The 25,241-nt window shown below is 68.4% G+C and carries 20 protein-coding genes and 1 riboswitch; of the genes, 10 read left to right on the top strand and 10 right to left on the bottom strand.

Annotated features, from left to right (window positions below; all coding sequences use genetic code 11):
- Nucleotides 1–7: 7 nt before the first annotated feature.
- From H074_RS09170 to H074_RS09145, 6 genes are all read right to left on the bottom strand, one after another.
- Nucleotides 8–1,606 (bottom strand): acyl-CoA carboxylase subunit beta, encoded by a 1,599-nt coding sequence (locus H074_RS09170; RefSeq protein ID WP_007029748.1) that lies wholly within the window; start codon nt 1,604–1,606, stop codon nt 8–10.
- Nucleotides 1,603–2,751, bottom strand: a complete 1,149-nt coding sequence (locus tag H074_RS09165) for an acyl-CoA dehydrogenase family protein (RefSeq protein WP_007029747.1) — start codon at nt 2,749–2,751, stop codon at nt 1,603–1,605. The genes H074_RS09170 and H074_RS09165 overlap by 4 nt, the downstream gene beginning before the upstream one ends.
- Entirely contained in the window at nt 2,748–4,442 is a 1,695-nt protein-coding gene (locus tag H074_RS09160; protein WP_007029746.1) for an acyclic terpene utilization AtuA family protein, read from the bottom strand. The genes H074_RS09165 and H074_RS09160 overlap by 4 nt, the downstream gene beginning before the upstream one ends.
- Entirely contained in the window at nt 4,439–5,233 is a 795-nt protein-coding gene (locus H074_RS09155) for a TIGR03084 family metal-binding protein (RefSeq protein WP_007029745.1), read from the bottom strand. The genes H074_RS09160 and H074_RS09155 overlap by 4 nt, the downstream gene beginning before the upstream one ends.
- A 131-nt stretch (nt 5,234–5,364) precedes the next feature.
- Nucleotides 5,365–6,336 carry a zinc-binding alcohol dehydrogenase family protein gene (locus H074_RS09150; RefSeq protein WP_039921935.1) on the bottom strand — a complete coding sequence of 324 codons (972 nt, stop codon included), beginning with the start codon at nt 6,334–6,336 and terminating at the stop codon, nt 5,365–5,367.
- Between the two features lie 29 nt (nt 6,337–6,365).
- Nucleotides 6,366–7,223 carry an NAD(P)-dependent oxidoreductase gene (locus H074_RS09145; protein ID WP_007029743.1) on the bottom strand — a complete coding sequence of 286 codons (858 nt, stop codon included), beginning with the start codon at nt 7,221–7,223 and terminating at the stop codon, nt 6,366–6,368.
- A 50-nt stretch (nt 7,224–7,273) separates the two neighbouring features.
- Here H074_RS09145 and H074_RS09140 point away from each other — a divergent pair, with 50 nt between their 5' ends.
- The 9 genes from H074_RS09140 (at nt 7,274) to H074_RS09100 (ending at nt 20,525) form a co-directional block, all read left to right on the top strand.
- Entirely contained in the window at nt 7,274–7,654 is a 381-nt protein-coding gene (locus H074_RS09140) for a MerR family transcriptional regulator (RefSeq protein WP_039921933.1), read from the top strand.
- Between the two features lie 41 nt (nt 7,655–7,695).
- A complete protein-coding gene (locus tag H074_RS09135) occupies nt 7,696–8,535 on the top strand; it encodes an enoyl-CoA hydratase-related protein (RefSeq protein WP_007029741.1) in 840 nt (279 codons plus the stop codon).
- Nucleotides 8,520–9,143, top strand: a complete 624-nt coding sequence (locus H074_RS09130; RefSeq protein WP_152521378.1) for an acetoacetate decarboxylase family protein — start codon at nt 8,520–8,522, stop codon at nt 9,141–9,143. The genes H074_RS09135 and H074_RS09130 overlap by 16 nt, the downstream gene beginning before the upstream one ends.
- 235 nt (nt 9,144–9,378) lie before the next feature.
- Nucleotides 9,379–12,357, top strand: coding sequence for a ribonucleoside-diphosphate reductase subunit alpha (locus tag H074_RS09125; RefSeq protein ID WP_039921931.1), 2,979 nt, complete (start codon nt 9,379–9,381; stop codon nt 12,355–12,357).
- 75 nt (nt 12,358–12,432) lie between these two features.
- On the top strand, nt 12,433–13,509 hold the full coding sequence (locus H074_RS09120; RefSeq protein ID WP_007029738.1) for a ribonucleotide-diphosphate reductase subunit beta: 1,077 nt from the start codon (nt 12,433–12,435) through the stop codon (nt 13,507–13,509).
- A gap of 229 nt (nt 13,510–13,738) precedes the next feature.
- Nucleotides 13,739–13,961: riboswitch (cobalamin riboswitch) on the top strand.
- 102 nt (nt 13,962–14,063) lie between these two features.
- Entirely contained in the window at nt 14,064–16,337 is a 2,274-nt protein-coding gene (gene metE, locus H074_RS09115; protein ID WP_007029737.1) for a 5-methyltetrahydropteroyltriglutamate--homocysteine S-methyltransferase, read from the top strand.
- 139 nt (nt 16,338–16,476) lie between these two features.
- Nucleotides 16,477–17,922 carry a cytochrome P450 gene (locus tag H074_RS09110; protein ID WP_007029736.1) on the top strand — a complete coding sequence of 482 codons (1,446 nt, stop codon included), beginning with the start codon at nt 16,477–16,479 and terminating at the stop codon, nt 17,920–17,922.
- A 239-nt stretch (nt 17,923–18,161) separates the two neighbouring features.
- Nucleotides 18,162–19,979 carry a diguanylate cyclase domain-containing protein gene (locus H074_RS09105; RefSeq protein ID WP_039921926.1) on the top strand — a complete coding sequence of 606 codons (1,818 nt, stop codon included), beginning with the start codon at nt 18,162–18,164 and terminating at the stop codon, nt 19,977–19,979.
- An 81-nt stretch (nt 19,980–20,060) separates the two neighbouring features.
- A complete protein-coding gene (locus tag H074_RS09100; RefSeq protein ID WP_007029734.1) occupies nt 20,061–20,525 on the top strand; it encodes a peroxiredoxin in 465 nt (154 codons plus the stop codon).
- Here H074_RS09100 and H074_RS09095 read toward each other — a convergent pair.
- The 4 genes from H074_RS09095 to H074_RS09080 form a co-directional block, all read right to left on the bottom strand.
- The gene (locus tag H074_RS09095; RefSeq protein ID WP_007029733.1) at nt 20,512–21,042 is read right to left on the bottom strand and encodes a GNAT family N-acetyltransferase; all 531 of its coding nucleotides are present in this window, start codon (nt 21,040–21,042) and stop codon (nt 20,512–20,514) included. The genes H074_RS09100 and H074_RS09095 overlap by 14 nt on opposite strands.
- A 56-nt stretch (nt 21,043–21,098) precedes the next feature.
- Entirely contained in the window at nt 21,099–22,298 is a 1,200-nt protein-coding gene (locus tag H074_RS09090) for an LCP family protein (RefSeq protein WP_039921924.1), read from the bottom strand.
- A gap of 94 nt (nt 22,299–22,392) precedes the next feature.
- On the bottom strand, nt 22,393–23,655 hold the full coding sequence (locus tag H074_RS09085; protein ID WP_007029731.1) for an SAM-dependent methyltransferase: 1,263 nt from the start codon (nt 23,653–23,655) through the stop codon (nt 22,393–22,395).
- Between the two features lie 20 nt (nt 23,656–23,675).
- Nucleotides 23,676–24,371: an alpha/beta hydrolase gene (locus H074_RS09080; protein ID WP_039921922.1), complete on the bottom strand. Its 696-nt coding sequence runs from the start codon at nt 24,369–24,371 to the stop codon at nt 23,676–23,678.
- Nucleotides 24,372–24,502: 131 nt separating this feature from the next.
- On the opposite strand from H074_RS09080, the gene H074_RS09075 reads away from it, so the two are divergent.
- Entirely contained in the window at nt 24,503–25,231 is a 729-nt protein-coding gene (locus H074_RS09075; RefSeq protein ID WP_007029729.1) for an SIS domain-containing protein, read from the top strand.
- The last annotated feature ends 10 nt before the right edge of the window (nt 25,232–25,241 follow it).

The raw sequence follows: 25,241 nt of genomic DNA, 5'->3' as shown, positions 1-25,241 counted from the left end.
TCGGCCCCTACATCCTGAAGACGCCGAAGCCCTCGGCGCCCTTCACTGGTCCATTGTGGATCACCGACAGGCTGAGCCCGAGCACCGTGCGGGTGTCGCGGGGATCGATGATCCCGTCGTCGTAGAGCATCCCGGAAAGGAACATCGGCATCGACTCGGCTTCGATCTGCCCCTCGACCATGGCGCGCATGGCGGCGTCGTGCTCCTCGTTGTACTCCTGTCCCCGCGACGCGGCGGCGGCACGGGCCACGATGGACAGCACGCCCGCCAGCTGCTGCGGCCCCATGACCGCCGATTTCGCACTCGGCCAGGCGAAAAGGAACCGGGGATCGTAGGCACGGCCGCACATCCCGTAGTGCCCGGCACCGTAGGAGGCGCCCATGAGCACCGAAAGATGCGGCACCTTCGAGTTCGACACGGCGTTGATCATCATCGCGCCGTGCTTGATGATGCCGCTCTGCTCGTACTCCTTGCCGACCATGTAGCCGGTGGTGTTGTGCAGGAAGACCAGCGGCGTGTCGATCTGGTTGGCCAGCTGGATGAACTGCGCGGCCTTCTGCGACTCTTCGCCGAACAGCACACCCTGGGCGTTGGCGAGGATGCCGACCGGGTAGCCGTGGATGCTCGCCCATCCGGTGGCGAGGCTGCTGCCGTACAGCGGTTTGAACTCGTCGAAGTCCGAACCGTCGGCGACCCTGGCGATCACCTCGCGCGGGTCGAACGGCACCTTGAGGTCGGTGGGCACGATGCCGAGCAGGTCTTCGGCGGAGTACAGCGGCTCGGCGTAGTCCGGCTTGGGCGCCGGGCCCTGCTTGGTCCAGTTGAGCCGTTTGACGATACTGCGGCCGAGCCGGATCGCGTCCTCTTCGTCCGCCGCGAGGTAGTCGGCCAGGCCGGAGGTCCGGGCGTGCATCTCGGCGCCGCCGAGCGATTCGTCGTCGGACTCCTCGCCGGTGGCCATCTTGACCAACGGCGGACCGCCGAGGAACACCTTCGCGCGTTCCTTGACCATCACGACGTAGTCCGACATACCCGGCAGGTACGCGCCGCCCGCGGTCGAGTTGCCGAACACCAGCGCGATCGTGGGCACCTTCGCCGCCGAAGACCGCGTGATGTCGCGGAAGATCCGGCCGCCGGGGATGAAGATCTCCTTCTGCGTCGGCAGATCCGCGCCGCCGGACTCGACGAGGTTGATCACCGGCAGGCGGTTCTGCGCGGCGATGTCCGCGGCGCGGTAGCTCTTCTTGGCCGTCCACGGGTTGCTCGCCCCGCCTTTGACCGTCGGGTCGCTCGCCGAGATCATGCACTCGACGCCTTCGACGACGCCGATGCCGGTGATCACGCTGGCGCCGACCTGGTAGTCCGAACCCCAGGCCGCCAGCGGAGACAGTTCCAGGAACGGGGAATCCTCGTCGAGGAGGAGTTCGATCCGCTCGCGGGCGAGCAGCTTTCCGCGCTTGCGGTGGCGGGTGACGTATTTGTCGCCGCCGCCCGCGATCGCCTTGGCGTGCTCGCCGTCGATCTCGGCGAGTTTGCCGAGCATGGACTCGCGGTTGGCGGCGAACTCCTCGCTCCGCGCGTCCACTCCTGACCTGATCGTGCTCATGCGGTGTATCCCAATCGCTTCGCGGCCAAGCCGGTGAGGATCTCGTTGGTCCCGCCGCCGATGCCGAGGATGCGCACGTCACGGTAGTGACGCTCCACTTCGGACTCCCGCATGTAGCCGAGTCCGCCGTGCAGCTGCACGGCCTCGTTGACCACCCATTCGGCGGTCTCGACGGCGGTGTTCTTCGCGAAACAGGCTTCGGCGATGACCTCTTCGCCCGCGACGTGCCGCTGGGCGACCTGCCGGGTGTAGGCGCGGGCGACGTCGATCTTGCGGGCCATCTCGGTGAGCTTGTGCTGCACCAGCTGACGGGAGATCAGCGGACGGCCGAAGGTCTCGCGCAGGCGGCACCAGTCCAAGGTCAGGTCGAGTGCCCGCTGAGCGTGCGCGTAGCCCTGCACTGCCAGCGAGACCCGCTCGGTGACGAACTGTGTCGCGACCTGGGCGAATCCGCTGTTCTCGGCGCCGATCAGATTCTCCGCGGGCACCCGGACGTCCACATAGGACAACTCGGCGGTGTCCGAGCAGAGCCAGCCCATCTTCTCCAGCTTGCGGGAGACGGTGAAACCCGGGGTGCCGCGTTCGACCACGATGAGCGAGATCCCGTGGGCGCCGGCTTCACCGGTGCGGACCACGGTGGTCACGAAGTCGGCGCGGCATCCCGAGGTGATGAAGGTCTTGGCGCCGTTGATGACGTACTCGTCGCCCTCGCGCACCGCCGTGGTGCGGATCCCGGCGACGTCGGAGCCGCCGTCGGGTTCGGTGACCGCCAGCGAGCCGATCTTGGCGCCTTCCAGCGTCGGCCGGACCCAGCGTTCGATCTGCACCGGATCCCCGGCCGCCGCGATGTGCGGGACGGCGATGCCACAGGTGAACAGCGAGGCGAAGAGCCCACCGGAACCGCCCGCGTAGTGCAGTTCCTCGGCGACGACGACGGCATCGAGGTAATCGCCGCCCCCGCCGCCGACCTCTTCGGGGAAGCCGACGCCGAGCAGCCCGAGTTCACCAGCCTTGCGGTGCAGGTCGCGCGGCAGCTCTCCTTCGCGCTCCCAGTCGTCGAGGTACGGCAGGATCTCGGCTTCGGCGAACCGCCGTACGGTCTTGCGCAGCTCGACGCGTTCCGGCGTGGCGAAGGGGTCGGTCACAGGAGGGCCTCCGGGATGTCGATCTCGCGGGAGCACAGCCATTCCCCGAGTGCCTTCGCCTGCGGGTCGAACCGCGCCTGCGACGCGACGCCCTCGCCGAGGATGCCCTCGACGACGAAGTTGACCGCCCACAGGTTCGGCAGGAGATGCCGCCGGACTTCGAGGTCGGCGGTCTCCGGGAGCAGCAGTTTGAACTCGGTGACGGTGAGCCGGTGCGCGAGCCAGCGCCACGCCTCGTCCGAACGTGCCCAGACGCCGACGTTCGCGTTGCCACCCTTGTCGCCGCTGCGAGCACCGACCACCCTGCCCAGCGGCGCGCGGCGGACCCGCGCCTCCGTGAACGGAGCGGGCAGCCGGTGTTCGTCCACATCGGACAGGGGCAGTGTTTCGGCGGCCGGCGCGATGTCGCGGCGTGTCCCGTCCGGCAGGACGGCGACGTGCGGGACCTCGTGCGCGTCGACGAAAGCGGGCCGGTACACGCCGTAGGGCGAGGCCGCCGCGGGCGGCGCGGTGACGTGGAAACCGGGGTAGCTCGCCAGCGCGAGCTCGATCGCCGCACTGCTGAACGCGCGTCCGGCGACCTCCGGATCGGCGTCCTTCACCGCGACGTGCAGCAGCGCGCTCGCCTGCTGCTCGGTATCGGCGTCGGGGTGGTCGGTGCGGGCCAAGGTCCACCGGACGTCCGCCGGCGGCCTTGCCTTGAGCGCGCCTTCGAGTTGTTCCTTGACCAGCGCGGCTTTCGCTTCGATGTCGAGTCCGGTGAGGACGAACGTCGTCTCGTTGCGGAAGCCGCCGAGCCCGTTCAGGCAGACCTTGAGTGTCGGGGGCGGCGGCTCACCGGTGACACCGCTGATCCGGACGCGGTCCGGGCCGTCCTCGGTGAGGGTCAGTGTGTCGAACCGCGCCGTGACGTCCGGCCCGGCGTAGCGGGCGCCGGTGATCTCGTAGAGCAGTTGCGCGGTCACGGTTCCGGTGTTCACCACGCCGCCGGTGCCGGGGTGTTTGGTGATCACGCTGGAGCCGTCGGCGGAGATCTCGGCGATCGGGAAACCCGGGACGCCGATCTCGTGTTCGGTGAAGAAGGCGTAGTTGCCGCCGGTGGCCTGCGTGCCGCATTCGATCACGTGCCCGGCAGCGACCGCGCCGGCCAGCGCGTCGTAGTCGTCGCGCGCCCAGCCGAAGTGCGCGGCGGCCGGGCCGACGATCACCGACGCGTCGGTGACGCGGCCGGTCACCACGATATCGGCGCCCGCGTTCAGGCATTCCGCGATCCCCCAAGCGCCGAGGTACGCGTTGGCGGTCAGGGTCTTGCCGAAGCCGAGTTCTTCCGCGCGCTGGACGAGGTCGTCACCCTCGACGTGCGCGATCGCGACGTCGACGCCGAGTTTCGCGGCCAGTTCACGGAGCGCGCCGGCGAGCCCGGCGGGGTTGAGCCCACCGGCGTTAGCGACGATCCTGACACTCTTTTCCTTGGCCAGCGCGAGATTCTGTTCCATCTGACGCAGGAAGGTCTTGGCGTAACCGCGGTTCGGATCCTTCATCCGGTCGCGGCCGAGGATGAGCATGGTCAACTCGGCCAGGTAGTCGCCGGTCAGCACGTCGAGCGGGCCGCCGGTGAGCATCTCGTGGACCGCGGAGAACCGGTCGCCGTAGAACCCGGACGCGTTGCCGATCCTGATGGGCGCGGTCATGCGAACTGCCCCGGCCGCCGTCCCGCGCCGGGAGGCCCGGCGAAGGCCTGCGCGATCCCGAGCCATTCCTCGACGTCGGCGCCGGTGGCGACCAGGTCCGTGTCGTCGGGATGACGGCGCTGGGTGATGACGAGACAGAAGTCGACGGCGCTTCCGGTGAGCCGCTGCCCGGCGTCCTCGGGCCCGAACGCCCAGGTGGTGCCGTCGGGGGCGGTCAGTTCGACGCGGAACTCCTCGGTGGGCGGGGCGAGCGAGTTGAGCTTGTAGGCGAAGTCGCGGGTGCGGGTGCCGAACCGGGCGATGTGCCAGATCCGGGCGGAGTTCTCCCGCGCGACGCCGAGCGCGTCGAAGATGTCCTGGCCGTGCGCCCAGGTCTCCATCAAACGCGCCGTCACCATGGACGCCGCGCTCATCGGCGGTCCGTACCAGGGGATCTTCTGCCCGTCGGGCACCGCGGCGAGCGCTTCGGCGAGTTCCGCGCGGCCGGCGCGCCACTCGGCCAGCAGCGCACGGGGTGGCGTCTTCGCGCCCTCGGCCGCGCCTTCGTCGACGTAGGTCTCCCCCGTCGCGAGCAGCCCTTCGATCTCGGCCTGCCAATCGGCCTCGGATCCGCGCGCCGCGATCAGGGCCTTCTTGTCCGTCCAGGCCAGATGAGCGATCTGATGGGCGATCGTCCAGCCTTCGGCCGGGGTCTGCCGCGCCCAGTCCGACGCGGGCAGATCCGCCACCACGTCGTCGATGGCCTGCGATTCCGCCGCGAGATCCCCAAGGATCACGCCCAGGTCAGCCATGCCCGCCTCCTCGCGTCTCCCCCAGGCTGGCACCCCTCGCCGGAAAAATCAAGCACGCCTGATTGTTTTGCCACCCCACCCCTCCGCAATCAGTCACCTACTTGCGGCGGCTTCGGGCAGCCGCGGGCGGATCAGCGCACCCGCACGACCAGCTTCCCCACCGCTCCCCCGGCCTCCATCACCCGATGTGCCTCGGCGATCTCGTCGAACGCGTACACCCGATGGATCTTCAGCGGCAGCCGTCCCGCCTCGACCAAGTCGACATAACGCTGAAGCGCCTCAGCGGGCAGGTCGCTGCTCTCGCCGCCGTACGCGGTGAGCCGGACGCCGTTCGGGATCACCGCCATCGGGTAGAAATCCGGGATCGACCACACGTCGCTGAGCATCCCGGTGAAGCACACGGTCCCGTGCACCGCCGTCGCACGCAGCGTGTCCGGCAAAACGTTGGTACCGACCAGTTCCAGCGCCACGTCGACCCCGTCCGGCACGATCTCGCGCACCGCGTCGGCGAGGGAACCGTCGTCCACCAGCGGATGATCGACACCGAGTTCCCGCAGCGCGCCGAGCCGCGCGGGGTTCCGCGTCGTCGACAGGACCGTGAGCCCCTGTTCCTTCGCCAGCACCGCGGCGGCGACGCCGATCGACGACGTCCCGCCGCGGATCAGGATCGTCTGCCCCTGCCGGATGTCGAGCCCGGTGTACAGCGAGCCGTGAGCGGTCTGCAGCATCTCCGGCAGCGCCCCGAGCGTCGCCCAGTCCAGCTTCGTACGCACGGGGATCACCGAAGAAGCAGGCACGACGGTGTATTCCGCGTAACCGCCGTCGAAGGTGCGGCCCATCCCGCCCATCATGGCGACGACCGTCCGCCCCTCCGGGAACTCACCGCCCGGCGCTGCGTCGACGGTCCCGACGGCCTCGATCCCCGGCACGATCGGGAACTTCGCGTTCGTGGCGACCCCCGTGCGCAGGTGGTACTCCGACCGGTTCAGCCCGAAGGCCTGGACCTTGACCCGCACCCATCCATCGCCGACCTCGGGCATCGGGACGTCCTTGATCCGCAACGCCTCCGGTGGGCCGGGCCCGTCGAGCACGATCGCACGCATGCCCGCGCCCAACGGGACCCGCCGGATCTTTATTCCCCCGGCCGCTCGAATTCCCGGATCAGCACCGGGTACTGCTCACCGCCGTGCCCCGCGGCGATCGCGCGGTCGGCCATCGCCTTGATCAGCTTCGGCAGTTCGGCGTTCACGCCCAGGGCCTCGCTCTCCTCGACCATGTGCGCCATCGCCCGCGCGTCGGTCTCCAGGGCCGAGACCTCGGCGGGGAAGGCGCCCTTGTCGATCTGTTCCGCGTATCCGGGCAGCCATCCCGCCACCCCGGCGGCGATCTGCTGTGCGAACGGCGCGTACGTCGCGGCGTCGACACCGGCCGTCTTGAGCATCGCGGTGCCCTGGAGCCACGCGTTCAGGACGCTCCACATCATCGTCAGACCGGCGACGTCGTACAGGGACGCGAGGCCGGGGTCCTCGCCGAGATGGCTGACCGTGCCGAGCGCGCCGAGGTCGAAGTCCGGTCGCGGTCCGCTCAGCAGGATCACCGCCTCGGCGGTCCCGATCGACGACGGGATGGCCATGATCGCGCCGTCCAGGTAGCGGGCGCCCTGTTTTTCGGCCCAGGCGGCGGTTTCCCGCGCTTGCGCGGAGTCGCCCGAGGTGAGATTGACCAATGTCGTGCCCTCGAGCCCGGCGTCGCCGAGCAGTTCGCGCACGGCGGAATAGTCGGTGAGGCACACGATCGTCACGCCGCCCGCGAGCGCGTCGCCGATCGTGGGCGCGAGCCGCGCGCCTTCGGCGACCAGGGAGTCCGCCTTGGCGGCGGTCCGGTTCCATACGGTCGTGGGATGCCCGGCCTTCAGGAACGCGCGGGCGAGCGCGGTGCCCATCAGGCCGAGGCCGAGAACTGTCACAGGTGCGGTGGTTTCGTTGTTCATGGCAGCATCGTCAACGTTGATACCGGTATGAAGGTCAAGTGGGGAAAGCGATGAAAATCGGGGAACTGAGTCACCGTACGGGTGTCAACACGCATCAGCTGCGCTACTACGAGGCGCAAGGACTACTGGAGGCGAGCCGCGGCACGAACGGCTATCGCGAGTACGACGAGACGGCTTTGTTGAGGGTGAAGCAGATCCGTCACCTACTCGCCGCGGGCCTGTCGTCCGAGGACATCGCTTATCTGCTGCCTTGCGCGATCGGCGAGGAGCCCGAGCTGATCGGCTGCCCCGAATTGATCGCCGCGATGCGCGAACGGCTCACGCGGCTGGACGAGCAACTGGCCAAGATCACACGGTCCCGCACCGCGCTCGCCGGCTACATCGAGGCGGCCGAACAGACCGGCAAGAAGACCTACCAGCTCTTCGCCTGAGCCTTGTTGACACCTTGTCAACACTGGCTTACTTTCACGTCATGAGCGCGTACGCCGAAATCACCTACGAGGTCGAAGACCGCATCGCGACGGTCACGCTCAACCGGCCCGAGGCTCGCAACGGCTACACCATCCGCATGGCCGACGAACTCGGCGACGCGATGGACCGGGCCGATCGCGACGAGGACGTCCGGGTGGTGATCCTGACCGGCAACGGCAAGGACTTCTCGGTGGGCGCCGACCTCACGCAGGGCGGCTTCGACTTCGATCCGGAGTCCGGACCGGACGCGGCGTGGCAGGAGCCGGCGGGACGCTGCTCGAAACGGATCTTCACGATGAACAAGCCGGTGATCGCGGCCCTGCGGGGCGCGGCCGTCGGCGGCGGTATCACGATCACGCTGTCGTGCGACTACCGCCTCGCGTCCACGGACTCCCGGTTCGGCTTCGTGTTCGTCCGGCGCGGGATCTACCCCGAAGGCGCGTCCGCGTGGTTCCTCCCGCGGCTCGTCGGGATGGGCACGGCCCTCGACTGGATGGTCAGCGGGCGCGTCTTCGGCGCCGAGGAAGCGAAGAGCGCCGGACTGGTGCACAGTGTCCACGAGCCCGAAGAAGTGCTCGGCAAGGCCCGCGAACTGGCTCTCGAAATCGCCACGACCACATCGCCGGTTTCGGTCGCCGTGACCCGGCAGCTGCTGTACCGGATGGCGAGCGCCGAATCGCCGTTCCCCGTGCACCAACTGGATTCCCGGCTGATCGGCGGTCTGGGCTCCAGCCCGGACGCGGTCGAAGGGGTCGTGTCCTTCCTGCAGAAACGACCACCGGAGTTCTCCATGCGCGTCGACACCGACCAGCCCGCCTACCTGCCGTGGCTGAACGCGTGACCGCCGCCTATCCCCCGGAGCCCTGGAACCTGGCGGGTCAGGCGTACCTGTCGATCTGGCGTGTCCCGGTGAGCGAACTGCCCGGACTGCCCGGTGGCGTCGAGCCGGTCACGGTGGGCGGCCGCGCCCAGGTGTTCACCGCCTGGATCGACTACCAGGAACCCGGTCGGCTTCAGTACCACGAACTCCTGGCGACGGTCGCGGTCCGCGGCAAGCGCCTCTCCGGCTCCATCACCGACATCTGGGTCGACAGCGAGGTCTCGCTCGCCGGCGGACGAGCCCTGTGGGGCATCCCCAAGGACCTCGCGGCGCTCGACTTCACCCACGGGCGGACCTTCACCGCCTCGGCGGCCACCCAAGAGGACTGGATCGCGACGGCGGCCTTCACCCCGCGCCCGAGCCTCCCGGTGCGGATGCCCGCGGCCTTCGACGTCGTCCAAATGCTGGACGGCCGTCTCAAGAGAAGCCCCGTCCGAGCGACGGCACACCCGCGTCCGGCGGCCGCGGACTGGCGGATCAACGAGTCCGGGCCGTTCGGCTTCCTGGCCGGTCAGCGGCCCGTGCTGAGCGCCTGCCTACGCGATTTCAAGATCGTTTTCGGCGGCTGACCAGCCGCTCAGCGTGATCGTCTAACCCGCCAGGGTGAGACCACGACACGCCACCCATTGGGGCACGTGCAGCCTCCGACCCCTACATGTAGTCTCTGGGAACCGACATCGCCCAGCGACGGGGAGACCGCTCGGGAGCGGTTGTCGGACAGCTTGATGAACCTGCAGCGCACGGCCTTGTGAGGCCTTGTGGTGCTTCAACGCGCCCTTTTTGAGAGACACAGTGGAGACACGCATGTCAGTGGAAACCGGTCAGCGGCCACCTTCGTCCTCGGACACCACGCCCGCGACCGTGCGAGTCATCCGGCGGGACGGCAGCGTGTCCCCCTTCGACGCGAACAAGATCTCGGTCGCCGTGACCAAGGCCTTCCTCGCCGTCGAGGGCGGTGACGCGGCCGCCTCGTCGCGGATCCACCACCTGGTCAAGGAACTGACCGAGCAGATCGAGACCACCCTGCTCCGCCACGCCGGTCCCGAGACCGCGCTGCACATCGAGCAGATCCAGGACATCGTCGAGCTAGCGCTGATGCGCGGCGAACACCACAAGGTCGCCCGCGCGTATGTCCTGTACCGCGAGGAGCGCGCGAAGGCCCGTGAGGCCGAAAAGCCCGCGTCGTCCGACATCGCCATCAGTGTCAAGGCGGCCGACGGCTCGCTCCGCCCGCTCGACTGGGCCCGCGTCTCGCATGTGGTGGGCGAAGCCGTCGCCGGCCTCGAAGACGTCTCGGCCGAGCCGGTGCTGGCCGAGGCCAAGCGCAACCTGTACGACGGCATCAGCGCCGACGAACTCGCCCTCGCCCAGATCATGGCCGCGCGCGTGCTCGTCGAGCAGGAGCCGAACTACTCCTACGTCAGCGCCCGGCTGCTCGCGGACAAGCTCCGCGGCGAAGCGCTCAGCTACCTCGCGGGCGTGCCGCAGCAGGCCAGCCAGGACGAGATGACCACCCGGTACCCGCAGTACTTCCGGGACTACCTCAAGCGCGCCATCGAGCTGGAGCTGGTCAACCCCGAGCTGCAGACCTTCGACCTGGACAAGATCACCGCGGCCATCCACGCCGAGCGTGACCTCGACTTCGGCTTCCTCGGCCTGCAGACCCTGTACGACCGGTACTTCCAGCACCACAACGGCGTCCGCTTCGAGCTGCCGCAGGCGTTCTTCATGCGCGTCGCCATGGGTCTGGCCATCCGCGAGGACGACCGCGAAGCCCGCGCGATCGAGTTCTACGAGCTGCTCTCGACGTTCCACTTCATGGCGTCCACCCCGACGCTGTTCAACTCGGGCACCACGCGCCCGCAGCTGTCGTCCTGCTTCCTGACCACCGTGGACGACGACCTGGACTCGATCTTCCAGGCGTACAAGAACAACGCGCTGCTGGCGAAGTACTCGGGCGGTCTCGGCAACGACTGGACCCCGGTCCGCGGCCTCGGCGCGCACATCAAGGGCACCAACGGCCAGTCGCAGGGTGTCGTGCCGTTCCTCAAGATCGCCAACGACACCGCGGTCGCGGTGAACCAGGGCGGCAAGCGCAAGGGCGCGGCGTGCGCGTACCTCGAGACCTGGCACGTGGACATCGAGGAATTCCTCGACCTGCGCAAGAACACCGGTGACGACCGTCGTCGTACGCACGACATGAACACCGCGAACTGGGTGCCGGACGAGTTCCTGCGCCGCGTCGAGGCCGACGCGCAGTGGACGCTGTTCTCGCCGAACGAGACCCCGGACCTGCACGACCTCTACGGCAACGCGTTCGCCGAGCGCTACCGCGAGTACGAGGCCGCCGCCGAGCGTGGCGAGCTGAAGGTGTTCCGCAAGGTCCGCGCCGTCGACCTGTGGCGCCGCATGCTCACCATGCTGTTCGAGACCGGCCACCCGTGGATCACCTTCAAGGACCCGTGCAACCTGCGTTCGCCGCAGCAGCACGTGGGTGTCGTGCACTCGTCCAACCTGTGCACCGAGATCACCCTGAACACCACCACCGACGAGGTCGCGGTCTGCAACCTCGGCTCGGTGAACCTGCTCAAGCACGTCACACCCGAGGGTTTGGACACGAAGCGCCTCGAGAAGACCGTGCGCACCGCGGTCCGCATGCTCGACAACGTGATCGACATCAACTTCTACACGATCCCGGAGGCGCGCCGCTCCAACCTGCGCCACCGTCCGATCGGCCTGGGCCTGATGGGCTTCCAGGACGCGCTGTTCGAGATCGGCGTGCCGCTGTCCTCGGACGAGGCCGTCCAGTTCGCGGACACCAGCATGGAGCACATCAGCTACTACGCGATCTCGGCCTCGACCGACCTCGCCGAGGAACGCGGCCAGTACCAGACGTTCGAGGGTTCCTTGTGGAGCAAGGGAATCCTGCCGATCGACTCGATGCAGCTCTTGATCGACGCGCGACAGGGCGACGCGCTCGACGTCGACACCTCGTCCACTTTGGACTGGGCGCCGCTGCGCGAGCGGGTCAAGACCGTCGGCATGCGCAACTCCAACGTGATGGCGATCGCGCCGACCGCGACGATCTCCAACATCTGCGGGGTCGGGCAGTCGATCGAGCCGCTGTTCCAGAACCTGTTCGTCAAGTCGAACATGTCCGGTGACTTCACCGTGGTGAACCCGCACCTGGTCCGCTCGCTCAAGGAGCGCGGGCTGTGGGACGAGGTCATGGTGTCGGACCTGAAGTACTTCGACGGCAGCCTCGGCCAGATCGACCGCGTGCCGGACGACCTGAAGGCGCTGTACGCGACCGCGTTCGAGATCGAGTCGAAGTGGCTGGTGGACGCCGGTTCGCGGCGCCAGAAGTGGATCGACCAGGCGCAGTCGCTGAACCTGTACATCGCGGCGCCCAGCGGCCGCAAGCTCGACGAGCTGTATCGCTACGCCTGGCACAAGGGCCTCAAGACCACGTACTACCTGCGGGCGCGGTCCGCGACGCACGTGGAGAAGAGCACCCTGCGCGGTACCGACGGCAAGCTGAACGCGGTCTCGGCCACCCCGGCCCCCGCCGCGCCCAAGCCCGCCGCTCCGGCCCCGGCTCCCGCCGCTTCGCCCGCTCCGTCGGCTTCCGCCGCGGTCTCGCCGTCGCCCGCCGCGGTCCCGGCCGTGCCGGCCGCCAAGCCGGAGCCGAAGGAGATGCCGAAGGTCTCGGACGTCGACTTCGTCGCCACCGAAGGCGCCGCCTGCCGGATCGACGACCCCGACTGCGAAGCCTGCCAGTAACCATCCTCGTGAGTGGTAAGGACGGTTAGAACCGTCCTTACCACTCACGAGCCCCGACTCTCGAAGTGAGCCTCTATGACCACCTTTGACACCTCCACAGACGCCACCGGCCTCGGCGAGATCGAAGTCGGCGCCGCCCGCATCAACGTCGACGACAAGCGGATGATCAACGCCCGCGCCGACGTCAACCAGCTGCTGCCGATGAAGTACACCTGGGCGTGGGAGAAGTACCTCGCCGGCTGCAACAACCACTGGATGCCGACCGAGGTCGCCATGCAGGCCGACATCGCCCTGTGGAAGTCGCCGGACGGCCTCACCGAGGACGAGCGCACCATGCTCAAGCGCAACCTCGGCTTCTTCGCCACCGCGGAATCCCTGGTGGCCAACAACATCGTGCTCGCGGTGTACCGCCAGATCACCAACCCCGAATGCCGCCAGTACCTGCTGCGCCAGGCGTTCGAGGAGGCCGTGCACACGCACACCTTCCAGTACATCTGCGAAAGCCTCGGCCTGGTCGAGGGCGAGCTGTTCAACATGTACCGCGAGGTCCCGTCCATCTCGGACAAGGACGCGTGGGCGCTGAAGTACACGCAGAACCTGGAGAACCCGGACTTCGAGACCGGCACCCCGGAAGCCGACCAGAACTTCCTGCGTGACCTCGTCGCGTTCTACGTGATCTTCGAGGGCATGTGGTTCTACACCGGCTTCGCGCAGATCCTCTCGCTCGGCCGCCGGAACAAGATGATCGGCATCGCCGAGCAGTACCAGTACATCCTGCGCGACGAGTCGATCCACCTGAACTTCGGCATCGACTGCATCAACCAGATCAAGATCGAGAACCCGCACCTGTGGACCGAGGAGTTCCAGGCGGAGATCCGGACGATGCTGACCGAGGCGTGCGAGCTCGAGGTCGCCTACGCCCGCGACACCATGCCTCGCGGCATGCTCGGGCTCTCGGCCGAGCTCATCGAGCAGTACATGCACTTCATCACCGACCGGCGGGCGCAGCAGATCGGCCTCGCGCCGATCTTCGGCGAGACGGAGAACCCGTTCCCGTGGATGTCGGAGGCGATGGACCTCAAGAAGGAGAAGAACTTCTTCGAGACCCGCGTCATCGAGTACCAGTCCGGTGGCGCCCTCGACTGGGACTGATACCCGAACTCACGTGTTCAGACACGTGACTCGCGTGTCTGAACACGGAACTCACGTGTTCAGGCACGGAACACGCCGGGCGGGCTTCCGCCCGGCGTGTTCCGTTTCCAGACACGCATGTCCCGCGTCCGCTCACGCGAGTTCGCCGTCTGATCACGCGAGTTCGCCGTCTGATCACGCGTGCCGTCCGGTTCATCACATGTCCAGCGAGGCCACGGCGCGCCTGGGTACGCTCCAGGGTGCTACTGGTTCGCCCGGCCTCCCAGGCCGGTCGAGGTAACAGGGAACCCGGTGCGAATCCGGGACTGCCCCGCAGCGGTATGTGGGAACGAAAGCCGTCACCGTGCGAGACACGGTAAAGCACTGGGACATGGCGCCCCGGGAAGCGACGGCCGGTAGGAGCGAGCGAGTCGCCCACGAGTCCGAAGACCTGCCCGTGGTACGCGCGCCGACGGCGTGCGTGAGTCCGGGCCTCGCGGGATGGGCACGACCGAACGGCGCCTCACTCCTGCGCGCGCTCCGGGCTCTGACGACAAGCTCGCGAGGAGAGAGCTGTGACCGAAATCGGCACGACAGTGCTGGGCTACCCCCGGATCGGACCCGACAGGGAACTCAAGCGTTCACTCGAACGCTATTGGGCGGGCGAGATCGACGAGGCCGGACTGATGGAAACCGGCCGCGCGCTGCGCACCCGGACCTGGCGGGACCTCAAGGACGCGGGGCTGGATTCCGTCCCCTCCAACACGTTCTCCCACTACGACCAGGTGCTCGACACCGCCGAGCTGTTCGGAGCGCTGCCGGAGCGCTTCACGACGCTCGGCCTCTCGCCGCTCGACACCTACTTCGCCGCCGCGCGCGGGGTGCAGGACGCGCCGGCGATGGAGATGACGAAGTGGTTCGACACGAACTACCACTACATCGTCCCCGAACTCGGCCCGGACACGACGTTCTCGCTCACCGGCACCAAGCCGCTCGACGAGTACCGCGAAGCCCGCGCGATCGGCGTCGAGACCCGGCCGGTGCTGGTAGGCCCGGTGACGTTCCTGCTGCTCGCGAAGCCGGCCGAGACGGCTCCGGAGGGCTTCCGTCCGCTGGACCTGCTCGACAACCTTCTCGATGGCTACGTCGAACTACTGCGTCGTCTGCACGACGAAGGCGTCGAGTGGGTCCAGTTCGACGAGCCCGCCTTCGCCGCGGATCGCAGCGAGCGGGAACTCAACGCGCTCATCCGCGCCTACCACCGGCTCGCGAAGGAGACCGCGCGGCCGAAGATCCTGGTCGCCGGGTACTTCGGCGGTCTCGGCCGCGGTCTGGGCGTGCTCGCCCGCTCCCCGATCGACGCCATCGCCGTCGACCTCGTCACCGATGAGTCCTTTGTGGACGCCGTCGCGTCCGAGCCCGCCTTGCGGGACAAGGAGGTCCTGGCCGGTGTCGTGGACGGGCGCAACGTCTGGCGCACGGATCCGACCCGTGCGCTCAGCCGGGCGGCGACCCTGCTCGGCACCGCGAAGTCGGTCAGCGTGTCGACGTCGTGCTCGCTGCTGCACGTGCCCTACGACGTCGAGCGGGAGGACGGGCTCCACTCGCGACTCAAGGGCTGGCTGGCCTTCGCCAAGCAGAAGGTCGACGAGGTCGTCCTGCTCGGGCGCGCGTTGAAGGAGGAGGGCGTCGACCTCTCCGCCGCTCGCGCCGCGGCCGCGGATCGCGCGACGGCGGCCGATCTCGCCGACAGCGGGGTACGCGCCCGGCTGGAGGGGCTACGGCCGGAGGACACCGTCCGCTCGCCCTACGCCCGGCGCGCGGCGGCTCAGCAGGCCGCACTGGCGCTGCCTCCGTTGCCGAGCACGACGATCGGCTCGTTCCCGCAGACCATCGACGTCCGCAAGGCGCGGGCCGCGCACAAGGCGGGTTCGCTGGACGACGCGGGCTACGAAGCCGCGATGAAGGCGGAGATCGAGCGCGTCATCCGGCTGCAGGAGGACCTCGGCCTGGACGTGCTGGTGCACGGTGAGCCCGAGCGCAACGACATGGTGCAGTACTTCGCCGAGCGGCTGGCCGGGTTCGCGGCCACCGACTTCGGCTGGGTGCAGTCCTACGGTTCGCGATGCGTCCGGCCGCCGATCCTGTACGGCGACGTCTCACGTCCTGAGCCGATGACCGTCGAGTGGGCGCGCTACGCGCAGAGCCTGACCGGCAAGCCGGTCAAGGGCATGCTGACCGGGCCGGTGACGATCCTGGCGTGGTCGTTCGTCCGCGACGACCAACCGCTGGGCGAGACCGCCCGCCAGGTCGCGCTGGCCATCCGCGACGAGGTACACGACCTGCAGGAGGCGGGCATCCGCGTCATCCAGGTGGATGAGCCGGCGCTGCGGGAGCTGCTCCCTCTGCGCGCCGCTGCGCACGAGGCGTACTTCGCGTGGGCGGTTTCGTCGTTCCGGCTGGCGACGTCCGGGATCGACGACGCGACACAGATCCACACGCACATGTGCTACTCGGAATTCGGTGAGGTGGTCAAGGCGATCGACGCGCTCGACGCCGACGTCACCAGCATCGAGGCCGCGCGGTCGAAGATGGAGGTCGTCACCGACCTCGGCGCGGCGGGCTTCGGCCGCGGCGTCGGACCCGGTGTCTACGACATCCACTCACCGCGCGTCCCCGGCGTCGACGAGGTCAGCGGGCTGCTGCGGACCGCCGTCGGCGCCGTGCCCGCCGAGCGGATCTGGGTCAACCCGGACTGCGGCCTGAAGACCCGCGGCTACGCCGAGGTCGAACCGGCACTGCGGAACCTGGTCGCCGCCGCCCAGGCGGTCCGCTCCGAACTCGCCTGATCTGAGTACATGAAGGCCCCCTTCCTTGCGCCTAGGTACAGGAAGGGGGCCTTCATGTACATCCGCCAGGGTATTGTCATGACGTCAATAAGGGTGCGATGGTGGAGCGGCAACCGGTCTCAGCGGGGAGATGGTCACCATGGCGAACGCCGTCGAAAAGGTCACCGGGGCGCTGCGCGAGCGGGTTCCGCCGCTCACCTCGATCCCCCTGCCGCGTTCGGTCGACCAGCGCTGGCTCGGCGCGACCTGGCCGGTCCGCGAACTCGCCCCCGCCCCGCCGGGCCTCAAACCCGTCCTCGGCGACGAAGGCCCGCCGGTCATCGGGCACGCGCTGGACTTCATGCGCTTCGGCATCGAGTTCGGCCTGAAACGCTACGAGACCTACGGACCGGTGTCGTGGATGGGCGCGTTCGGCCGCCGCATCGTCGCCCTTTCCGGCCCGGAGGCCACGCAGATCGCGTTGGTGAACAAGGACAAGGCCTTCTCCCAGGAGGGCTGGAAGTTCTTCATCGAGCAGTTCTTTGACCGCGGCCTGATGCTGCTCGACTTCGGCGAGCATCACCTGCACCGCCGGATCATGCAGGCCGCGTTCACCCGGCAACGGCTCACCGGTTACGTCGACCAGATGGGACCGGCCCTGCGCGAGGGCATCGCCGCGTGGGCGGACCGGCCGAACCCGCGGATCTACTGGTCCCTCAAGCAACTCACGCTCGACGTCGCGACGCGCGTGTTCATGGGGATGCGTTCCGGCGACGACGCGGCCATGATCAACCGCGCCTTCGTGAACTCCGTGCGCGCGGGCACTGCCATCGTGCGGTTCCCCGTCCCCGGCGGCCGCTGGGCGGCGGGTTTGCACGGACGCAAGGTCCTCGAACGCTACTTTTCGGCGAATCTGCCCGTGAAACGGGCGAGCGACGGCGACGACCTCTTCACCGCGTTGTGCCACGCCACCACCGAAGACGGTGACCGCTTCACCGACTCCGACGTCGTCAACCACATGATCTTCCTGATGATGGCCGCGCACGACACGTCGACCATCACCAGCGCCGCCGCCGTCTACCACCTCGCCAAGAACCCCGAGTGGCAGGAACGCGCGCGTCAGGAGTCCCTCGCGCTCGGCGACGACGTGCCGGACATCGAGGCGCTGGAGACTCTGACCACGCTGGACCTGGTGATCAAGGAATCACTGCGGCTGGTGGCCCCGGTTCCTTCCCTGGCACGGAAGACCGTGAAGGACACCGAGGTTCTCGGGCACTTCATTCCCGAAGGGACACTCGTCGGGGTTTCGCCCACCGTCAACCATTTCTCGCCGGAGCACTGGACCGACCCGATGCGTTTCGACCCGGACCGCTTCGGCGAGGAACGCCGCGAGGACAAGTCGCACCGCTACGCGTGGATGCCGTTCGGCGGCGGCGCGCACAAGTGCATCGGCCTGCATTTCGGGACATTCGAGGTGAAGGCGCTGCTGCACGAGATGCTGAGGGCGTATCGATGGTCGGTTCCGGAGGGCTACACCGCGCGCTGGGACTACGTCTCGCTGCCCGTTCCCGCGGACGGCCTGCCGATTCGCCTGACGACACGCTGAAGCCGGATCAAACGGACAACCACGATCGAGTACTCTTGGTAACTTCTGGTCACCACTCGTGTAGTAGCGATCACCCTTTCAGCCGGTAGACACCCCGGATCGCGCGTGATGGCGTGGCACTACACCCGGTCGGCTCATACCTAGCGTGGGCCCATGGGCTCGGACACCCGGTCTGAGCTGGCCATCGATCGCGCATGAAGAGGTGAAGTGTGCCCGAGCCTGGTTCCGCGCCAGGGTTGGTGGACGTCGCTCGGAGATGGGCTGAGACGCTCGCTGACACTAAAGGAGTATCGCTTCCCAAGGAGCAACTCGAGCGGTTGCTTCTCGGCGTCGCCAAGGACGCCGTCCGCGCCGAGCCCGATCACCAGCCCGCTCTGCTGCGCTTCTCCAAGCTCTATTCCGCCTCCCCCATCGGGATCGCGCTCGCCGACCCCGACGGCACGATCGTCGAGGCGAACGCCGCACTGGGCAAACTCCTCGGCTGCCGTCCCTCCGCGTTGCGCGGGCGGGGGATTCCCGATCTCGGCTCCGCCGAGCACGACGTCGCCCGGCTGCGGAACGGGCTTTCGCAGCTCATGACGCTCGGCCAGCCGACCCAGCAGGAACGACTCCTGCTGGACCACAGCGAGGAAGGCCCGCTCTGGGTCGACGTGACCCTGACCGACCTGCCCGGTGACCGGCCCGGTTCGGCCTATCCGGTCCTGATGGTCTCCGACGCCAACGAGATCCACCTGCTGCAGGAACGACTGCTGCACCAGAACGTGCACGACGCGCTGACCGGCCTGCCCAACGCCACCGCGTTCGACAACGCCCTCGAAACCGCACTGGCCGGATCCGGCAGTGAGCAGGTCGCGCTCGTCTATCTCGACGTCGACGGCTTCAAGGTGATCAACGACGGTCTCGGCGCCGGCATCGGTGATCAGGTGCTGCGCGGGGTCGCGACCAAGCTCAAGTCCGTATTCGCCGGCAGGCACGACGGTTCCGTCGCCCGGCTGTCCGGCGACGGGTTCGCCGTCCTGCTCCGTGGCGATTTCAAGCCGCCCCAGGTGATCGCACTGGTCGAGCAGGCGCTGGAGGAACTCGCCGAGCCGATCTACCTCGGCGGTCACGGCATCGGGGTCAGCGCGAGCGCGGGCATCGTCATCCGCCCGGTCGCCGACGGCGGACCAGAAGACCTGCTCCGGGCCGCGGAGATCGCCCTGCACCGCGCCAAGGAGGCGGGCAAGGCGCAGTGGATGCTGTTCGATCCGGAACTCGACGCGCGTGACCGTGGCCGCTACCAGCTCGGCGCGGTCATCGCGGGCGCGCTGGAGAACGGCGAGTTCTCGCTGATCTACCAGCCGACGGTGAAGCTCGCGAATCCCGACCGGCTGGCCGCGGTCAACGCCGGACTGCGCTGGAGCCATCCGGAGAAAGGCGAACTGGACTCGGACGAGTTCTACCCGCTGGCACAGATCACCGGGATGACCATTCCGCTCGGCCGGTGGCTGCTGGCCGAATCGCTCGCCGCAACCGCGAGGTGGCGGAACAGGTTCGGCGACGCCGCGCCCGACGTCTGCGTGCGGCTGCCGAACCGGCTGGCCATCGAGCCCGATCTGGTCATGCTGGTCAAGGAACAGCTCGACCGGCACCACCTGCCCGCCCAGGCGCTGCGGCTGTGCACGGACCGCGAGTCCGTGCTCGACGCAGGCGGCGAAGTGCTCGACTCCTTCGCCGTACTGGCCGATCTGGGCGCCCAGCTGGTGCTGGCCATCTCCGGTTCGGACGATCTGGAGCTGATCCCCCGGCACGGGCTGCCGGTCCGCCACGTGATCCTGTCCGGCGCGGTCGTCGACGCGCTGGCCGAGGGCGAGAACGAGGCCGACGTCCGCCACCTGTGCCAGCTGGTCACCAGGGCCAAGGAGCTGAAACTGCGCATCGGCGCGGAAGGTGTCACCAACCACGAACAGGCCGAACGACTGCGGCGGTACGGCGTACTCGCGGCGCGTGGTTCGTTCGTCGCGGATTCCGCGACGGGCGACGAGGTCGACGAGCTCATCGAACGGCACGCTCACTGACATCGGTTTGCCGGTGAACCCGTATGGTCACTTTTCCGGGGACATCCCCACTCCGCCGACAGGCTCTGACAGGATCCGTCCATGGACCAAGGTGACATCGCCCCGGACTTCACCCTGCCCGACGACAAGGGCGACGAGCGCACGCTGTCGGACTTCCTCTCGTCCGGCCCGGTCGTGCTGTTCTTCTACCCCGCCGCGATGACCAGTGGCTGCACCGCGGAAAGCTGCCACTTCCGCGATCTGGCCGCGGAATTCGCCGAAGTGGGCGCGCACCGCGTCGGCATCAGCCCGGACGCCGTCGCCAAACAGCGGGAGTTCTCCGCCGAACACGGCTTCGACTATCCCCTGCTGTCCGATGTGGACGGTGTGGTGGCGAAACAGTTCGGTGTGTGGCGCAAATTCAGCCCGTTGCACGCCAAACGGCACACCTTCGTCATCGACACCGACCGCAAGGTGCTCGAAGTGATCAAGAGCGAGCTGAAGTTCACCGTGCACGCCGACAAGGCACTCACGGCCTTGCGCGAACGCAAGACTAAGGACGCTTGAGCCGCCAAATCCTGTTCACGCCCGCGCAGGCGGGGGCGAGCGGCGGTTCGGCGGCCTCGTCGCCGATCATCGTGAATCCCAGTCGTGCGGGCACGGCACCGCTCGCGAGGTTCTTCTCGTCGTGCCGGATCTCGACCTCCGGCGCGCCGAGACGGAAGGCCTCGGCCGTCAAGAGTTCGGCGGCCCTGGTCGCGAAGCCGCGACCGGTGTGGTGGCGGCTGAGCCAGTAGCCGATCTCGATCCGGTCCGGATGCGTGATCATGCCCGTACCGCCGACGACTTCGTCCCCGGCGAAGATCGCGAAGTCGTAAGTCTTGCCCTCGGCCCAGTTCTTCGCGGTGTACTCGAGGAATTCGGCGGCTTCCCGGCGGCCGTAACCATCAGTGGCCCAGATCATCCAGGCGCCGAGATGCCCGGCGGAGTCCCCCGCTACGGCGGCGAGGGTTTCGAGCTGCTCCGGCCTCCAGCGGCGCAGCGTGACGACTTCGTCGGCGAGGGTTTCGGCGGGCGCTTCCATCAGACTCCTCGTGAGTGGTAAGGACGGTTAGAACCGTCCTTACCACTCACGAGCTCTTAGGTCAGGATCGCGCTGTCCGGGATCTCCGTGTCGTTCTTCAGCGCGTCGAAGAGCAGCTTCGACTTCGTCTTGTCCCAGTTCTCCGCCGAACCGTTGGTCACCGGAACCGTCGTGGTGACGACGCCGCCCGACGAGATCCCGCGCATCGCCAGCGCCAGCCCGACCAGGTTGTGCACGTGGTCGCCGGAATCCATCGTCAGCGCGTCGGGCGCGGTCGACAGCAACGGGAACAGCGAGAACGGGTTCAGCAGGGTGCCGGGGCTGCCGATCTCGCTGACCAGCGCGCCGATGAACTTCCGCTGGTTGGCGACGCGGTCGAGGTCCGAACGCGGGGTGGCCTCGCTGTGCCGCATCCGGACGAACCCGAGCGCCTGCGGGCCCTGGAGGTCCTGGCAGCCCGCGGGGATCTTGATCCCGGTGAGCGTGTCCTCCATCGGCTTCTCGACGCACATGTGGACCCCGCCGATCGCGTCGACGATCTTCGCGAACCCGCCGAAGCCGATCTCGGCGTAGTGGTCGATGCGCAGACCGGTGGCCCCTTCGACGGTCTGCGCGAGCAGCGTCGGGCCGCCGATCGAAAACGCGGCGTTGATCTTGTTCTTGCCGTGCCCCGGGATGCTCACCTGCGAGTCGCGCGGGAGGCTCAACAGCGTCGGCTTGGTGCTGTTGTCCGGGACGTGCGCGATCATGATGGTGTCGGTCCGCTTGCCGCCGCCGGCGGCCTTGGAGTCACCGGTGACCAGCTTCTCCTGCTCTTCCGGCGTCAGCCCGTCCCGGCTGTCGGAGCCCACGATCAGCCAGTTGGTGCCCTCGGCCGCGACGGGGCGGCCGGAGTAGTCGGCCAGCGCGTCGACGCGGTTGATGGAGAACTCCAGGTACACCCACACGCCGGCGAGGAACACCACGAACACGGTCAGCAGGGTGAGCAGCACCTTGCCGAAGCCCCAGCGCTTACGCCGCCGCGGCGGCCTCGCGGCGTCGTCGGCCGGGCGGCCAGGAGGGGGCTGCGGCGGGCCTGGACGGCGCGGTGGCGGACCCGCGGGACGCTCCTGTCCTCCGTGCCCCATGGGCCTCGTCCGCTCGTCGTACGGGCTGCTCCCCCGGCCCGGCAGCGGCATCATCTGCGCGGGCTGATGCCGCCGGGGGCGGCCGGACGGCGGCATCCGTCGCCCTCGGTCGTCGCCTCCATACGTCATGCCGAATCACCCGTCCCGATCTCGCGTGTGGGGCCCAGTCAACCGCAGACCCTAGGTGAAGGACGTACGGCACCCCGCATCGGTTGGGTGGTGCTTACCGTCCGTTTTCGGCGAATCCGAACTGGTGGACCTTGAGATACCCCGAACGGAACCCCGCTTCCGAGTACGCCAGGTAGAACTCCCACATCCGTTTGAAGACATCGTCGAAGCCCAGTTCGGTGATTTCGTCCCACTGCTGGGTGAACCTCTCCCGCCACAGCCGCAGCGTGCGCGCGTAGTCCTGGCCGAACTCGCGGACCCCCTCCAGTTTCAGCCTCGTGTGCGCCAGCATGCCCTGCTCGACCGACGTCGTGGACGGGATGAGCCCACCGGGGAAGATGTACTTGTGCACCCAGGTGTACGACCGGGCAGCGGCGAGCATCCGTTCGTGGTCCATGGTGATGGCCTGGAGCCCGAACCGTCCGCCCGGCTTCAGCCGCTTCCCGATGGTCTCGAAGAACGTGGGCCAGTACGACTCGCCGACAGCCTCGATCATCTCGACGCTGACCACGGCGTCGTACTCGCCGGTGGAGTCGCGGTAATCGCACAGCCGGACGTCGACGCGATCGGCGAAGCCCGCCGCCGCGATGCGCTCGGTCGCCAGCTTCGCCTGCTCCTCGGAAATGGTCAGCGACGTGACCTCGGCACCCCGCGCGGCCGCCCGGATGGAGAGTTCACCCCAGCCGGTGCCGATCTCGAGCACCGTGCTGCCTTCGCGGACTCCGGCGTAGTCGAGGACGCTGTCGATCTTGCGGTGCTGGGCGGCGGTGAGGTCGTCGTCCGGGCCGAACAACGCCGACGAGTACATCATCGAGGGGTCCAGGAACGCGCCGAACAGATCGTTGGACAGGTCGTAATGGCGGTGGATGTTCGCCCGCGCACCCTCGATGGTGTTCTCCTCGTCCGCGGGGTGGCCGCGGTCGACGAAGCGGCGGAACCGTTGCAGCAGTGGCGGGATGAGCGTCGCCATCCGCTCCGCGAACGGGGTCAGCACTTCGGCGAGCGCGTCGCTCGTCCAGTCGCCGACCATGTAGGCCTCGCCGAAGCCGATCTTCGCGTCCACGCCGAGGCGGTGGAAGAAGGCGGCGGGGCGGTTGAGCCGCATCTCGGGCGCGTCCGGGCCGCCCGCGCCCAGGTGTGAGCCGTCGGGCATGCGCACGCGGACGTTCAGCGGGCGCACCGCCTGCCGGAACAACTGCTCGGCGATCCGCGCCCGGAACGGGGAATGCGGCGGGGTGGCCAGCCCCGGCCACAGGGTTTCGTCAGGGCTGGGCAGGCCGGACGAACCTGCCGCCCGGTCGACGCTCGATGTGGACATGAGTACTCCCTCCTGCCCGGTCAGACCGGGATCCGCAGCCGCTCAGAGCTCGGCCTGCCCCAGGCCCCGCTCAGCGTTTCGTCTGTTCCCCCGGCTTCGATCAGCTCGAGTGTGAAAGCCCGTACGAGACGGTTCCAGACGCGAGACCTTCGTAGCATCGCGTGCCCTTCGCCGCCTATTTCAAACCGCGCCGACCGCGATGTCACCTTTTCGGCACGTTCGGCGAAAGCGTGTGACGCCACCGGATCGGTCATCCGGTCCTTGGTCCCGTGAGCGATGAGCACGGCGCGACCGCCGACGGCGCCGATGGGTTCACCCGGTGGTGTCCACGGTGCCAGCGCGCAGACGCCGATGACAGCCGGATCGTCGGCGACGCGCAGGGCGACCCGTCCTCCCATCGAATGGCCGACGAGTACCACCGGCGCTCCCGGATGGTCTTCGCGGATGCGTTCCAGTGCCCAGCGCGCGTCGGCGAGCGCGTCGGTGCCGTGGTCGTTCCAGCCGTAGACCCGGTTGCGCAGGAGCCGCACCTCGGCCCCGTGCTCCCGGCCCGCGCGGTGGACGTCCTTCGCCAGCGGCACCATCCGCTGGTACGCCAGCCGCCACGGCGCCACGCGGGCATGACTGTGCTCCGCTCCGCCGTGCAGTACCAGCACCACGGCTTTCACCTGGCCACGTACTCGCCAAGTCCGCACCGCGGGATCAGCCTCGCTCACCCTGGACCCTCCAGTCTCCGAAACCCCGGCCGCAGCGATCGGGTCAACCTCGATCATGACCCCATGTATTCCACTCCGGCCATTGGTCCACGCGATACATTCGTCGCTGATCCCCAGACGGAAGGGCGGATGTGGTGAGCACCACCGAACGTTATGCAGACGTCGCCGAACGGCTCGCGGAGGCCGAACGGGGTAACGCGGAGCAGATCCGGAAGTCGGCCGAGCTGATCCTGGAGGTCATCCGGGCCGACGCCCTGGTGTTCACCGCCGGCGCCGGTCATTCGCTGGCCGCGGTCGCCGAGACCTTCTACCGCGCGGGCGGGCTCGCCTGCGTGTACCCGGTCTACCACCCCGAACTGCTGCCGCTGCACGGCGCGCAGCACAGCACCAAGACCGAGCGCCGCTCCGGGCTGGCCGAAGAGGTGCTGGCCGAGCGCGCGCCGGGGCCCGACGACCTGCTGGTGGTGTTCTCGACCTCGGGGGTCAACCCGTACCCGGTCGAACTGGCCGCCGGGGCGCGGAAGCGCGGGGCGTCGGTCATCGCGGTGAGTTCGGCCGCTTCCGTGGCCGCCGCGCCCAAGCGCGCGGCGACGACGCTGATCGACGAGGCGAGCATCGTGCTCGACTCCCACGTCCGTCCCGGAGACTCGAGCTACCCGCCGGACGCGCCGCGGACCGCGCCACTGTCCACAGTGATCAACGCGTTCCTGTGGAACCTCGTGCTCGCGGAGGTACTGGACCTCGGCGCGGCACAGGGCGTCGACATCCCGCTGTGGCGCAGTTCCAACGTGGACGGTGGCGACGAGGCCAACGCCGCGCTGCTGGCCAAGTACGGCGCACGGGTCCCCGCCCTCCGCTAGCCACCTGGCC

This window comes from Amycolatopsis decaplanina DSM 44594 (assembly GCF_000342005.1).
GTDB lineage: Bacteria > Actinomycetota > Actinomycetes > Mycobacteriales > Pseudonocardiaceae > Amycolatopsis > Amycolatopsis decaplanina.
Note: the sequence above shows the minus strand (reverse complement) of the source record. Positions and strands in the feature narration are given on the sequence as shown.